This window comes from Petrotoga sibirica DSM 13575 (genome assembly GCF_002924625.1).
GTDB classification, from domain to species: Bacteria; Thermotogota; Thermotogae; order Petrotogales; family Petrotogaceae; genus Petrotoga; species Petrotoga sibirica.
Window position 1 is genome coordinate 65568 of the sequence record NZ_JAHC01000032.1, and the last position, 13953, is coordinate 79520.

At 32.9% G+C, this 13953-nt stretch carries 12 protein-coding genes and 3 tRNA genes; 4 read left to right on the plus strand and 11 right to left on the minus strand.

Going from position 1 to position 13953, the window contains the following annotated elements; genetic code table 11:
• The first annotated feature begins 169 nt into the window (after positions 1–169).
• Positions 170–652 (plus strand): GNAT family N-acetyltransferase, encoded by a 483-nt coding sequence (locus tag AA80_RS08000; RefSeq protein WP_199177875.1) that lies wholly within the window; start codon positions 170–172, stop codon positions 650–652.
• A 79-nt stretch (positions 653–731) separates the two neighbouring features.
• On the opposite strand, the gene AA80_RS08005 is transcribed toward AA80_RS08000, so the two are convergent.
• The 11 genes from AA80_RS08005 to AA80_RS08055 form a co-directional block, all read right to left on the minus strand.
• Positions 732–807: transfer RNA gene (locus tag AA80_RS08005), tRNA-Phe, on the minus strand.
• Positions 808–818: 11 nt separating this feature from the next.
• Positions 819–893, minus strand: a tRNA-Val gene (locus tag AA80_RS08010).
• 13 nt (positions 894–906) lie between these two features.
• Positions 907–982: transfer RNA gene (locus AA80_RS08015), tRNA-Glu, on the minus strand.
• 34 nt (positions 983–1016) lie between these two features.
• On the minus strand, positions 1017–2375 hold the full coding sequence (gene murC / locus AA80_RS08020) for a UDP-N-acetylmuramate--L-alanine ligase (RefSeq protein ID WP_103877270.1): 1359 nt from the start codon (positions 2373–2375) through the stop codon (positions 1017–1019).
• Between the two features lie 44 nt (positions 2376–2419).
• The gene (locus AA80_RS08025) at positions 2420–3475 is read right to left on the minus strand and encodes a UDP-N-acetylglucosamine--N-acetylmuramyl-(pentapeptide) pyrophosphoryl-undecaprenol N-acetylglucosamine transferase (RefSeq protein ID WP_103877271.1); all 1056 of its coding nucleotides are present in this window, start codon (positions 3473–3475) and stop codon (positions 2420–2422) included.
• Positions 3462–4580, minus strand: coding sequence for an FtsW/RodA/SpoVE family cell cycle protein (locus AA80_RS08030; RefSeq protein ID WP_103877272.1), 1119 nt, complete (start codon positions 4578–4580; stop codon positions 3462–3464). The genes AA80_RS08025 and AA80_RS08030 overlap by 14 nt, the downstream gene beginning before the upstream one ends.
• Before the next feature lie 167 nt (positions 4581–4747).
• Positions 4748–6397: an arginine--tRNA ligase gene (argS, locus tag AA80_RS08035; protein WP_103877273.1), complete on the minus strand. Its 1650-nt coding sequence runs from the start codon at positions 6395–6397 to the stop codon at positions 4748–4750.
• A 251-nt stretch (positions 6398–6648) separates the two neighbouring features.
• Positions 6649–7329: an amino acid ABC transporter permease gene (locus tag AA80_RS08040; protein ID WP_233186869.1), complete on the minus strand. Its 681-nt coding sequence runs from the start codon at positions 7327–7329 to the stop codon at positions 6649–6651.
• Complete coding sequence (locus AA80_RS08045) at positions 7326–8093, minus strand: amino acid ABC transporter ATP-binding protein (RefSeq protein WP_103877274.1); 768 nt, start codon at positions 8091–8093, stop codon at positions 7326–7328. The genes AA80_RS08040 and AA80_RS08045 overlap by 4 nt, the downstream gene beginning before the upstream one ends.
• A 3-nt stretch (positions 8094–8096) precedes the next feature.
• Positions 8097–8768, minus strand: a complete 672-nt coding sequence (locus AA80_RS08050) for an amino acid ABC transporter permease (RefSeq protein WP_103877275.1) — start codon at positions 8766–8768, stop codon at positions 8097–8099.
• A 71-nt stretch (positions 8769–8839) separates the two neighbouring features.
• A complete protein-coding gene (locus tag AA80_RS08055) occupies positions 8840–9571 on the minus strand; it encodes a basic amino acid ABC transporter substrate-binding protein (protein WP_103877276.1) in 732 nt (243 codons plus the stop codon).
• Between the two features lie 499 nt (positions 9572–10070).
• Here AA80_RS08055 and AA80_RS08060 point away from each other — a divergent pair, with 499 nt between their 5' ends.
• The 3 genes from AA80_RS08060 to AA80_RS08070 all read left to right on the plus strand — a co-directional run bounded on the left by AA80_RS08060 (position 10071) and on the right by AA80_RS08070 (position 13939).
• Entirely contained in the window at positions 10071–11030 is a 960-nt protein-coding gene (locus AA80_RS08060) for an asparagine synthetase A (RefSeq protein WP_103877277.1), read from the plus strand.
• A 116-nt stretch (positions 11031–11146) separates the two neighbouring features.
• The gene (locus tag AA80_RS08065; RefSeq protein WP_103877278.1) at positions 11147–12616 is read left to right on the plus strand and encodes a hypothetical protein; all 1470 of its coding nucleotides are present in this window, start codon (positions 11147–11149) and stop codon (positions 12614–12616) included.
• A gap of 309 nt (positions 12617–12925) precedes the next feature.
• A complete protein-coding gene (locus tag AA80_RS08070; protein ID WP_103877279.1) occupies positions 12926–13939 on the plus strand; it encodes a glycosyltransferase family 2 protein in 1014 nt (337 codons plus the stop codon).
• Positions 13940–13953 lie beyond the last annotated feature (14 nt).

Sequence of the window (13953 nt, forward strand, 5' to 3'; positions counted from 1 at the left end):
TTATAGCCTCCTGAATTTTTTTGCAGCCAATTATAGAATTATGGATTATAAATCTTTTCAAAAAAACGAATAAGTTCATATCTATTTGTGGTATAAAATAACATCATATTCTCAATATTTTGTATATGAGCGTAAATGTGATATAATGAGTATTGGAGGTGGTTTCAAAGTGCAGAAGACATTCAATTTCGATTCATTCAACTTAACGTTGAAGGAACTAAAGTCAAAGGAAGATCTATTAGACGACGATTTTGAGTTCACCAAGTTAGAAATTGCAGAGTTCTTAGAAAAGAATTTGGGAAAGTATGGAGATCCATTAGAAGAAATTATTAGTTCTATTGATTACGCCTTTTCCAACGAGAAAGGAAAAGGAGGATTTGTTCTGGTACTTCATAATGACGATAGCATCGTAGGTGCTGTTGTTATTAACGATACGGGTATGGAAGGATATATCCCTGAGCATGTGCTGGTATACATAGCTGTTGATAAAGATTGTAGAGGGAAGGGAATAGGTAATAACCTTTTGAAAGAAACAATCACCCGATGTGACGGGGATATATCCTTGCATGTGGAATACGACAACCCGGCTAGAAAATTGTACGAAAAAGTTGGCTTTGAATCCAAATATGCTGAGATGAGATATAAATCATAATATTTGATACCAATTAACAAAGGCAACCAAGATGGTTGCCTTTGTTGATACACTTAGCAAATTACTAAAACAACTATTATGGTGGGCAGGGGCAGAATCGAACTGCCGACACACGGATTTTCAGTCCGTTGCTCTACCGACTGAGCTACCTGCCCATCCTTAAAGTTGGTGGGCGCTGCAGGATTTGAACCTGCGACCTTCTGCTTGTAAGGCAGACGCTCTCCCACTGAGCTAAACACCCCTACTTGATTTTATGGCGCCCCCAACCAGATTCGAACTGGTGCCTTTGGCGTGAAAGGCCAATGTCCTAGGCCGCTAGACGATGGGGGCAATATTTCAAACCTGAAATATATTATCATAAAAATTAAGAGATGTCAAGATTTTTTTTGTATTTTGATAGTTTTTTTGCTATGTCGGTTATGTCACCCGCACCAACAAAGAGTAAAACAGCATTTCTTTCTAGTAAAAGATCTGATATAATTTCTTCTTCAGAATTATAAAATTTGGAGAATGTAGATTGTGAATTAAGCGCTTCAACAACTTTTCTTTCATCAACACCGTTAATAGGTTCTTCAAAAGCTGAGTATATCCGGTAGACTAATACTTCGTCGGAATATTTTAGAACGTCAATAAAGTCGTTTATGTGAAAATAGAGACGAGTGTATCTGTGTGGTTGAAATATCGTTATTAATTTTCTTTTTGGAAAATTTTCTTTTGTTGCCTTTATAGTTGCTAAAATTTCGTCAGGTGTGTGGGCATAATCGTCTATTATTGATAGATTATCCTTATCGTAAAGTACGTTAAATCTTCTTCCAACTGAATTATAACTCTGAAAAGTTTCTTTTATTGTTTTAAAGTCGATTCCAAATTCTAAAGAAAGTACCGCTGAAGCTAGTGCGTCATAAGCGTAATGTAACCCGGGAAGATTTAAAATTATATCTCCAATATGTGTATTTTTATGGTGAAGTTCAAACACTTGATATCCATTATATTGCCTTCTGTTTTTTATAGTATAATCAGCTTTTTCACCTTGTCCAAAGTATAAAACTTTATTTTCGTTCAAATGCCATTTGGATAGATGAACATCGTCGCCATTTAATATAACAAGGTCTTTAGTGTTTCTAGCAAATTTATACAGAGAATTTTCCAACTTTTCAAATTTATTATCGTAGTGTTCTAAGTGATCAGGTCTTAAATTGTTTACGATGGAAAAGTTTGTTTTTGTTTCTTCTATAAAGCCATCACTTTCATCGACTTCCGCTATTATTATTCCATTTCCATATCTAAAGTTGCCATCTTCTAGTGAATTATGTATTCCACCTAAAAAAACAGTAGGATCTTTACCAACATTTTTGAATATTTGAGAAACCATAGCGGTTGTGGTGGTTTTTCCATCTGTTCCAGTGATGCCTATTGAGGTATGTTCTTGTAATATCGAGTTGAGTAGTTGCATTCTATTAAGAACAGTTATCTTTCTTTTTTTTGCCTCTATAAGTTCTGGATTGGTATCTTTTATTGCTGTTGTTTTAATTAAAAAATCTATATCAGGAAGATCAGAGTCCTGTTTTAATTTGACTTTTATTCCTTTTTTAATTAAGTATTCTACTCTTTCGTTCATTTCATTGTTCGATCCAAGCACGTTTTTTATTCCATACTTATAAGCTGTGTATAAGGCTAAGGAACTCATACCGATACCACCTATCCCGGAAAAGTAATACTTCATAAATACCTCCTTTTAAAAATGCAAAAACTTCTGGTTTCTGAGCTTTATAGAATTTCATCAATATTATTAACTATGCTTTCTGTTGCTTTATTTATCTTAGGAGTGTATATAAATTTTTCATTTTTTGGTTGAATTTGATTTAAAAAGTTGATCAACTCATCAATTTCCACATTTTCTTCATCGAAAACAACAACCTTCCCTTTCTTTTGAAGGGAAAGAGCGTTTTTTAATTGGTGATTTTCGGCAGCACCTTTCCATGGGATCAAAATAGCAGAAAGATCATAAAACTGAATTTCCGCGAGAGTTGTTGCTCCTGCCCTTGATATTACTTCATCGGATACAGCCATTAATTCATATAAATTTTCTATATATTCAAAAGTAAAAACATTGGGAAATTGTTTGAACTTTTCTTGATTTTTTGTTATATGTATGTAATTGTTAATTTTTTCTTTTTTGTATACTCTGTACATTAATTCATCTATTTCGTTAGAACCAAGGCTTCCTCCAAAGACTAGAATACATCTTTTGTTTAAATCCTTTATTCCGAAACTACGCAAGTAAGTTCGTGGTATTTCATTTTCAGGCGTTCTTACAGGGTTACCCGTAAGAATAAACTTATCATTCAACTTGGTTTCTTCGTAACTTACAAAAACCTTTTTTGCCCATCTAGATAGTACTTTATTGGATATTCCAAGTATTGAATTTTGCTCATGCAAGTAAAAAGGAATATTTTGTTTTTTTAAAGCTAACCCCACGGGAACGGTTACGTACCCACCAGTAAGAAATCCAAAAACAGGTTTGAATTCTTTTATTATTTTTTCAACTTTACGTTTATTCCTTAAAACTTCAAAGGCTCTGTTTATATTCTTAACGTTGTATAATGGCCTTTCTAGACCTTTGGTATTTAAAGGAATTAACTTAGCTTTTGGAAAATCTGTAGGTAACTTTTTTTCTTCGATTCTTCCTTTTGTTGTAAAATATATCACATCTAACTTATTATAACATCTATCTAGATATTTTATTACAGATAGGGCAGGGTAGTAATGGCCTCCTGTACCGCCTCCTGAAAAAACAACTTTTAACTCTTCATTCTTCCTCATCTGATCTTGTCAACTCCGAATTATGATATATTAATCCCAAACCCCACCCTATAGATATTAGGGTAACTATCATAGAAGAATTTCCATAGCTTACCAAGGGAAGAGTCACTCCTGTAACCGGCATCCATGGCACTCCCAATCCTACCAATGTGTTTATGACAACTTGTATGAAGATCCATGAGGCTGTAGCTCCACAGAATATAAAAGTAGCGTGATCTCTCGTAAGATAGGCTAAGTACACCAGTTCATGAGATAGAAAAAAGAAAAGAGTTACTACCATCACTATCCCAAATTTTCCCCATTCTTCTCCTATAACGGATATAATAAAATCACTGTAAGATTCTGGTACATAGTATTTAAATTCTCCTGCAAACGGTCCTGTACCAATCAGCCCACCATTTGCAATGGCATCTCTTGAACGTTGACTTTGAAAGTCGTCAGAATTTGTAAATCTTGAAATTTGGTAGGTTTGAAGCAAGTTATCCTGGAAGGTAAAAAGAGCTGAGACGATAACCAATGTAAAAACAACGAAAAATAACATAACTTTTTTATCTCTTATTCCCAAAAACATCGTTATTAATGTTACCATTGTTATTATAATGGCAGAACTGAGGTCTGGTTCCAAAAACACCAAGAATATGCTGATTCCACAAACTAAAATAGGGAAAATTACATTAATTAATAGATTCTTTTTATTTTGTATTTGAGTGTAATAAAAAGCCAAGAAAGCAGGAATAATAAGTTTTGCAAGTTCTGATGGTTGAAATTGGAAAGGTCCAATGTTAATCCATCTTTTTACGTCGGCGATAGGTTGCGTGAATAAAACGATAACTAAAATAAGATTTAAAAATGTAAAAAGAGCAATCATAATGTGCTTGCTTTTTGTAAAAGTATCGCTGAGCATAAAAGCTGTTATCGCACCTAAAAAGCCAAGAATTAAAGCGATTATATAAGTTTGAAACTTTTGTTCTGGGTTTATCTCTTTAATGTCACTAATTGCAAAAAGAGAACTGTAGATGAATAATACACCTACAAATAGAGTGATACCCAATATTATTAAGTAAAAGATTAAATTTCGTTTTATCACCATGCGTTGGGGGTTCACCCTCAAGCCCCCTTTCAAATTCTGTTTCTGATTTCAAAATTTTGTTTGGAAGGATCGCCGAACGGGTTCACCCCCAAGCCCAAACGTTGAGGGTAAACCCCCAAAACCCCAAAAAACAAAAATTATTAAGAATTAAAATCTGAGTTTGGAAGAATCACCAAACCCTTTCACATACTTTGGGGTGCATTTACTCCCAAAATAGACAAACCTCTTGCTATAACAATCTTTGTTGCCTGGCAGAGATTCAACCTGCCTTGAATAAGTTCATAATTCTCTGCGTTGAGAACAGAGAGTTTGTTGTAAAAATGATGGAATCTTGAGGCTACTCTTTCTAAATATTGGGTAAGCAAGTTAGGCTTGTTTTGAATTACAGCTTTGGTTAACACGTCGGTAAATAAGGCTAACTCCCTCATTAGTAATTTTTCTTCGTTTTCTTTTAGATTTTCTAAGCCTAAAAATAATTCATATTCTATTCCTCTCTTTTGTGCTTCTTTAAATATGCTGGATATCCTTGCATGAGCATATTGAACGTAATAAACTGGATTTTCATTGGATTTTTTTATAGCCAGATCAATATCGAAATTTAATGTGGTATCAGGATCAACCATCGCAAAGAAGTATCTAACTGCATCTTTCCCAACATTTTTTATAAGGTCATCAAGAGTGAAAAATTCACCACTTCTCGTTGACATTTTTATAATTTCATTACCTTTTTTTATATTTACAAATTGATGTAAGATTATTTTTAAAAAGTCTTCTGGTAATCCTAGTGCTTTTATTGAAGCCATCATTCTTGGTATGTGGCCATGGTGGTCAGAACCCATTATATCAATCACGGTATCGAAACCTCGTTGGTACTTGTAGTAATGGTAAGCAATGTCATCACAAAAGTATGTGGGCATTGAATCTTTAGACCTTATCAATACCTTGTCGTTTTCATTTATCAAATCTGATACTTTAAACCATACCGCATCATCTTTTTCGTATACGTAGCCTTTAGACTTTAAATCGTTCAAGGTTTTTTCAACCATTTTATTTTTAAATAATAATTGTTCACTAAAGACCACATCAAAGTTCACGTTGATCTTTTCCAGTGTACTCAACATAGTTTTTAGCATATCTTCGAGGACTTCTTTTCTGAATATAACCTCGGTTTCTTCATCCCATTTGTCTTTGAATTTCTCTCCATACTTATTTAATACTTTTTTTGCGGTATCTATAAGATATTCTCCTTTGTAACCATCTTCAGGTATTTCATAATTTGAACCTAGAATTTCGTTATATCTTACCCATAGGGAGTAGGAGAGAAGTTTTATTTGTCTTCCCGCATCGTTTAAATACATTTCTCTTTGAACAACATATCCAGCTTGTTCATAGATATTTGCCAAAACGTCTCCCATAACAGCTTGTCTTCCATGAGCAACTGTAATGGGGCCGGTGGGATTAATGCTTGCAAATTCGAACTGTATATTTTGACCCTTACCTATATCAAATTTTCCGTAAGTTTTTGGGTTGCTTAAAATTTTAGAACATATCCTTTGATAAATTTGGGGAGAAATAAAAAAATTTAAGAAACCTTTTACATTATCAACTTTTTCAAAAAAAGGAGATTTATCTAATTCTTCCTTTAAAATTTGGGCAATTTCTTGTGGTGATTTTCTCAAGCGTTTAGTTAATAGGAATGCAATGTTGGATGAAAAATCTCCTAAATCGTCTTTTGGAGGAGTTTCAATGGTAAAATTGTATTCAATGTCAGTAACACCTATATCAGACAAAGTTGTATTGATCTGGTTTTTTATGAGATCTATTATTTCCATTTATTTATTTCCTCCTGTTTTTTCGTTTATTACTGCCTTTGGAAACTCTAAAGCACGCTTTAAACAGAATTTCTATAATTCAAAATTTTTTATGCAGTCCGAGCACAATTGGAGGGGGACGGCTCCGCCCGTAACCCTTTAAGAATCTAAAACTAATTTTTGAAAATTACTGTATTTATAAAGTGTCTATGTTGTTTAATAACTAGTTTTAGAAACGGCAAAATGACAGTAGAGTCATTTTATCTTATTTTTTAAGTGCGATTTCTGGCATATGTGAGTGTACCTGGTATCTTCATTTTCTTTTCAACATATCTGAATATTTCTCCAAAAAATGTGACCAATACTAAATATATGAGGGCAGCAAAAAGGTAAACTTGAAAAAATTCAAAATTACGACTTGCTACAAACTTAGCTTGAGCCATTATTTCTGGTACTCCAACAATATAAGAAAGAGAAGAATATTTTAATAGGTAGATAAATTCATTTGTCCAAGAAGGGATAAACCTTCTTAACGCTTGGGGCAATATGATCAATCTAATGGCTTGCCATTTTTTCATTCCTATTGATAAAGATGCTTGCATTTGCCCCGAATTTATCGACTGAATAGCCCCTCTTAGATATTCTGCCTGATAAGCGGCGGAATTTAAAAAAAAGGCTATTATTGAAGCTAATAATGGGGAAAGCCTAATCCCAATAACAGGTAAACTATAATAAAGAATGAAAAGTTGAACAAGTAATGGCGTACCTCTTATGATTTCGATAAAAACGTAGCTTATGTAATAGAACAACTTATTACCATACGTTTTAGCAACTGCCAGTAAAACGCCCAAAAAGAATCCTATAACTACTGAAATTAAGGTTAAAAAAAGTGTAACCCATATACCTTCCACCATATAAACCCAGGAACTTTCGACAATTTCAACAAAGCTCATGTATTTTCTTCCTTCCCGTACAACTGCGATAATTTGTTCAAAAACTCCTTAGTTCTATCTTTTTGAGGATTTTTGAACATCGATTCTGGAGGACCTTTTTCAACGATCACTCCTTTTTCCATAAATATAATCTCATCAGCAACAGCCCTTGCAAATCCCATTTCGTGCGTAACACACACCATAGTCATACCACTTTTTGCAAGATCAATCATGACGTTCAGAACCTCTCCTATCAGCTCTGGATCCAAAGCCGAAGTAGGTTCATCAAATAGGATCAATTTTGGATTCATAGCCAAACATCTCGCGATCGCAACCCTTTGTTTTTGTCCGCCAGAAAGTTGGCCAGGATAAAATTCTGATTTATCCTTCAATCCAACCCGTTCTAATTCTTTTAATGCAGTTTCGGTGGCTTGTGTTTTTTCAATTTTTTTTACTTTGGTCAACCCAATTCTAACGTTTTCAAGCACAGTTAAGTGATCGAATAAGTTGAAATGTTGAAATACAAAACCTATTTCTTGCCTAATTTTGTGAATATTCTTTGAAGATAATATTTCTTCTCCGTCCAGATATATTCTTCCAGAATCAGGTTCGACAAGCCTATTTATACACATTAAAAGCGTACTCTTCCCTGTTCCGCTTGGACCAATTATTACCTTCGTTTCAGCTTTTTTTACTTCCAACGTTATTCCTTTCAGGATTTCTGTGCTATTATAACTTTTATGAAGATCTTCCACTTTTAATATTGTATCTTTCTCTTCTTTCATTAATCAAACGCTCCTTGTTTCATATCCTGGTATTGCAAGCTTTTTTTCAATCCTACCCAGTCCTCTACTTATACTAAAAGTTAGGATAAAATATATAACCCCACAAATTAGATAAACGATCAAAGGTCTGTTGGTTACAGAGATAATATAAGTACCTTGCCTGAGTAGTTCCACCACACCTAAGGCATAAGCTAAAGATGTATCTTTTAAAACCACCGCTGCTTCGTTGGTCCATCCTGATAAAGCGATTCTTGTTGCCTGAGGGAAGATAATATAGAAAAAAGTTTGAATTTTGTTCATCCCTATGGAATAAGCAGCATCGAGCTGTCCTTTTGGTATGGATGAAATTGCGCCCCTTAAAATTTGCGATTGATATGCCGAACTTCTCAGACCTAAACCAAGTATTGAGGCGATTAAAGGATCTAATCTTATTCCTATAGCAGGTAAACCGTAAAAAATTAAAAAAAGAATAACCAACAAAGGAATACTTCTAAATACTCGTTCGTATATCAGAAAAATAAATTGTACGAATTTATTACCGTACAATTGACCAAAAGAAATTACAACCCCCACAACAAATCCTATTATCAAACTAAAAAGGGTTAATTCCAACGTTACAAGTGTTCCTTTTAGTAAATAGGGAAAAGAATTGATAATAACTTGAATATCTTGCAAATATAATCCTTCTTTCTTAATATAAGGGGGTTTACCCCCCTTATATTTTTTACTCTAAAAAATCACAGGCATCACTTAAAATATTTTCCGATGAGTTCATCCATCTTTCCAGTTTCTTGTAACTTTGTTATACCTTCGTTCAACATATTCAATAAATCTTCATTACCTGGTGCAACCGCCATACCATAATTTTCGTTAGTTTTAATGATTCCTACAATTTCCACTGGATCTGTCTTGGTGAATCTTTCAGCCACTGGATTATCCAGCACTATAGCATCGAGATTTTTGTTAATTAAGTCACGAACAGCAAAGTTAAATGTATCGTATCTTATAAGGTTAGCTTTTGGTAAAAAGCCTGCTTCGACGAGATTTTCTGTTACCCACAGATCACCCGTTGTACCTGTCTGAACTCCGATTTTTGGCTTCATAAAAAGAACGGTTAGATTGGTACTTTCTCCACTTCTTACCATAATACTCTGATCGGCACTAAAATATGGGATTGTAAAATCCACTACTCTCTCTCTTTCTTCAGTTATCGTCATTCCCGCAACAATAATGTTTATATTTCCGGTGATTAAAGAAGGTATGAGAGAGTCAAAGCTAATATCTCTTATTTCAACATCGAATCCATACATTTTTCCAATTTCCCTTATTAAATCCATATCAAAGCCGACGAATTCTTCGCCTTCTACGTATTCAAAAGGTGGGAAAGATGCTTCTGTACCGACAACATAAGTAACTGAAAAAGCTGAAAACACAAAAGAGAATAAAATTATACAAACCAAAACGGTCTTTTTTACCATTCTATTACACCTCCTATAGTCTTAATAGCTTTTAATAGATACTAGATATAAAGAGATGATTCTGTTTGTTACGGCATTTAGAACAAATACAATATGAGTAAAATGCAACAACTGTAAAGTTCATTCGGCATAAACATATTATACTACAATTGAGATAGTATATCAATATTTAATATGAGATATCATCAACAACAAAACTATCTAGGTTGAATATTCAGTTTCGAACAAATTAATTATGATATAATGCGGTCTATTGACAAGTCATTTTTTTTTATGGTATAATTTTTAAAATTGTTTTAGGAGAATATGGTTATGAAAACATTAAAAGTATTGTCAGCTTCAAAAATGGTAATTAATAATAATAACAATGGACAGCGTCGGTGATTACGCTGGATATTGTTATTTTGTAAATTACCGACGCTTAAAAATAAAGCGTCGGTTTTTTTATATTAAGAAAGCGATATAGCTTTTTTAAAAAAACACTACAGGAGGGAAAATTATGGCAGAAGTAGAGAAGAAAAATAGAAAAGTGGATTCTGTGGAGTTAGTGAAAAGTTATTTGGAGGACGAGACTTATAGTGACGCACTTTTAGTTCAGTCCGAGATACTGAGATTATCAAGAGAATTTCTTGGAGAAAGAGGTTTTGTTGAGCTTCTTCCGGTGATCGTTTCTACAATCACCGATCCATTAAACCATGACGTTTTTGACGCACAGATAGATTATTATGGTAACAAATATTACGTTACTAAATCCATGATACTGCAAAAGCAAGTTAGCGTTTTGGTTCATGATAAAATATTTTCGTTTTCGCCAAATTTAAGGTTGGAAGTAGCAGAAAAATATTCTTCTGGTAGGCACTTGATTGATTTTGTTCAGTTAGATATAGAGGCTAAAGCAATGAAAAGAGAACAGATTATGGATTTGATGGAAGATTTAATAATTCATGTATTAAAAGGTATAATGACAAAATATTCTGGTATAATAAAAAAGTATCACCCAAATTTGGTAGTTCCTAAAAAACCTTTTCAAAAAATCAGCGTAAAAACGGCAAAGCAACTTTATGGCGATGATTATGAAAAAATGTTATCTGAACGTTCTGAAGGGCCTGTATGGTTGATAGATATTCCACTTTTAGAGAGAGAATTTTATGATAAACAAGATGTTAATAATCCAGAAGTATTATTGGATTTTGATCTAATATATCCCGAGGGTCATGGTGAAGGCATATCTGGCGGTGAAAGAGAGCATGAGTATGAGCAAATAGTTAAAAGAATCAAACTGAAAGGTAACGGGCTCGAAAGCTATGAAGATTATTTAAAATTAGCAAAAGAAGGGTTATTACAACACTCTGCAGGTTGTGGTATGGGCATAGAAAGGTTCACTAAATATATATTAGATTTGGATCATGTTGAAAAAACTAGGTTGTTCGCCAAAGCTCCCGGAAAGTATACAATTTAGTTATATCAATAAAAAGGTTCCAAAATGTATATTATTACGGAGAAGGGACGTTAATTGGGGAGCTTCTCTTCATTGCCTTTCATGGAAGTTAACTTATTTTTTGCTGGAGGTTACTTATGAATATAAAAAGGGCTATTATTTCAGTTTACGACAAGACAAATTTAGAGGATTTAGCTAGTTTTTTATTTCACAATGGTGTCGAAATTATATGTACAGAAGGGACAAATAAATATTTGGAAGAAAAAGGAATTCCCACCGTAAAGATGGCCGATTATATTGGGTTTCCTGAAATTTTGGGGGGGCGTGTTAAAAGTATAGATCCAAAACTAGCTGGTGGTATTTTAGCCAAGTCTAACGACAAAAAGCATGAAGAAGATATGATTAATTACAATATAAAAAGGATTGATATGGTTGTAGGTAATTTTCCAACTTTTGAAGAAATCGCAAAAAAAACAAAGAATGAAGAATCACTTTTGGAATATATTGATATTGGAGGGTATTCCCTTCTTAGAAGCGCTGCAAAAAATTATAAAGATGTTGTAGCTTTAGTAGATCCCAAAGATTATCAGATAGTTATTGACAACTTAGAGGATTGTGGAGATGTTCCTTTGCAATTAAGAAGAAAGTTAGCATTGAAAGTTTTCTTTTCAACTTCTAAGTATGATGCCAGTATTCATAAAACTTTTTCCGAACTATTCGCAGCTGAGAAGTTTGACCATGAATTTTTTGAAATTTTAGGAAACTTAAGGTATGGTTCTAATCCAATGCAAGAAGCGATTTTGATGAAATTTTTAGGAAAAGAGAGTTTTCTTGATTATTTAGAAAATTTAACTTTTCATAAAAAGCCTACATTAAGGATAGTAAAAGATATAAAATTACTTTTTCATTTGGCTAGTTTCACAAACAATGAATTTTTGGGTTTCGCAAAGAAAGGAATTTTCGTATTTGGATATTCCTCTCCTACCGAAGGAGAGAAAGAACAGTTCGTTAGAATTATTAGAGAATTAAAAGGAGGAGTTGTTTACAGTGATGATCTAAATGTAATAACTGAACTGAAAAATTCAAAACATGATGGATTAATGACTTCATATAACTTTGAAAAAAAAGAAGAGATAATTTCCTTTAAACCCATGGTTTTTAGGGTTAATAAAAGGGTTTTGAAACGTGACGAAGAATATATTGTGGATGGTGATTTGGTTGCAAAGCAAAATGTTCAAGAGATTGTTTTGAATTTGTCTCCTTCAGAAGAATTGGGATTCGAAGTTGCTAAGATTCATAAATCAGATACGGCTGTGTATGTAAGAAATAATCTTATTTGTTCAGGAAATCAATCTTGTTTAAATAGAGAAATTGCATTAAACGCCCTTGAAAATACCTTGGAAAAATTTGAAGTTTGTCTAAACGAAGGAACAATAATCTTTGATTCTCCTATAAATTCAGAGAAGATAATTGATGCAATATTAAATTCTAAGATTGAAAAGGTAATTGTTCCTCCAACTTTACCTGGCTACGAAAAATATTTAAAGATTTTAGAGGAAAAAGGCGTAACGTTGTTGGTAACACAGAGAAGGTATCATAGATATTAATGTTCGTTAAGGGGCTTCGCCCCTTAAAAACCCCAAAATCAAAATTTATTTTAAAAAAACTATTTTGCACAAATCAGCAAAAGGGCTTCGCCCCTTAAAACCCCAAATTCGATACATCATTTGCAAAGCAAATGAGAATTTTGAAATTATTTCAAAGGCATTATGAACAAGGCTTTTTGCATAAGGACTCAAAATGCAAGGCAAATGAGTTTAGGAAAGTCATTCAAAAACATTACAAACAAGACCATTTTGCATAGATCAGCAAAAGACGTTTTGCATAAAGCAGCAAACAACAAGGAGTGATAGCAAATTTATTTACCCTCAGTCTCTGTAATATTAGTTTGCAGAAATGAAGAAAAAACTATTGAAAACGTGTTAAATTCTTTAATCCACCAAACAAGAAAGCCGGATGAAATAATTGTTGTGGATGGTCAGTCGACAGATAATACTGTTAGTATAATAGAGAAACTTGCTGAAAAAGTTGATAATATAAAAATCATTACGAATAAAAAAAAATATACCCCTTACGGTTTAAATCTAGGGATCAAAAATAGTAAGGGGAATTTTGTTTTTATAGCAGGATCCCATACAGAATTTGATAAAAAATATGTCGAATATTGTGTAGAATTTTTGATGGAACACCCAGAAGCGAGTGCTGTTGGAGGAGTATCTTTGGCTATGCCTGTCAATGAAAAAAGTTTTATACAAAAGTCGATGGCTTTATCATATTCTTCCCCCTTTGGCACAGCATCCCGGCATAGGTATCAAGTGAAAGAACCACAAGAAGTTGATACTGTTGCATATGCATGTTATAGAAGAGAAGTTTTTGATAAGGTTGGATATTTTAATGAAAAACTTTTAAGAAATCAAGATATCGAGTTTAATTATAGAATGAGAAAAAAAGGTTTAAAAATTTATTTATTGCCAATAACAAATCATTATTATGTTCCGAATGGATTAGAGAATTTTATAAAAAAGAATTTTTCGAACGGTTTTTGGAATTATATAACTCTTAAAATATCTCCCTATGGGATTTCACTTAGACATTTCATCCCTCTTATTTTTGTAGTGTATCTTCTATTCTTATTTTTAGTTCTGTTTCTCTCAAAATATTTTGTTTTTAATATTATTTTAGCGTTTCCGTTTTTCTTATATTTATTATTAGACACATTATTTTCATTGAAGTATGCTATAAAAGAGAAAAATATTTTATTGTTATTTTGTAGTTTTTTTACCTTTTTCCTTTTGCATATTTCATATGGTATAGGAACATTTTGGAGTATAATAAATTCACTCCGTTTTACCAGGAGTGAAACAGCATAAATTTAAATAAATTT

What these genes read in the sequence shown, in the direction of transcription:
- murC (WP_103877270.1), bottom strand. Translation starts at nt 2,375, where the DNA reads ATGAAGTATTACTTTTCCGGGATAGGTGGTATCGGTATGAGTTCCTTA.
- AA80_RS08040 (WP_233186869.1), bottom strand. Translation starts at nt 7,329, where the DNA reads ATGAGCTTTGTTGAAATTGTCGAAAGTTCCTGGGTTTATATGGTGGAA.
- AA80_RS08045 (WP_103877274.1), bottom strand. Translation starts at nt 8,093, where the DNA reads ATGAAAGAAGAGAAAGATACAATATTAAAAGTGGAAGATCTTCATAAA.
- AA80_RS08055 (WP_103877276.1), bottom strand. Translation starts at nt 9,571, where the DNA reads ATGGTAAAAAAGACCGTTTTGGTTTGTATAATTTTATTCTCTTTTGTG.
- AA80_RS08025 (WP_103877271.1), bottom strand. Translation starts at nt 3,475, where the DNA reads ATGAGGAAGAATGAAGAGTTAAAAGTTGTTTTTTCAGGAGGCGGTACA.
- argS (WP_103877273.1), bottom strand. Translation starts at nt 6,397, where the DNA reads ATGGAAATAATAGATCTCATAAAAAACCAGATCAATACAACTTTGTCT.
- AA80_RS08060 (WP_103877277.1), top strand. Translation starts at nt 10,071, where the DNA reads ATGGCAGAAGTAGAGAAGAAAAATAGAAAAGTGGATTCTGTGGAGTTA.
- AA80_RS08065 (WP_103877278.1), top strand. Translation starts at nt 11,147, where the DNA reads ATGAATATAAAAAGGGCTATTATTTCAGTTTACGACAAGACAAATTTA.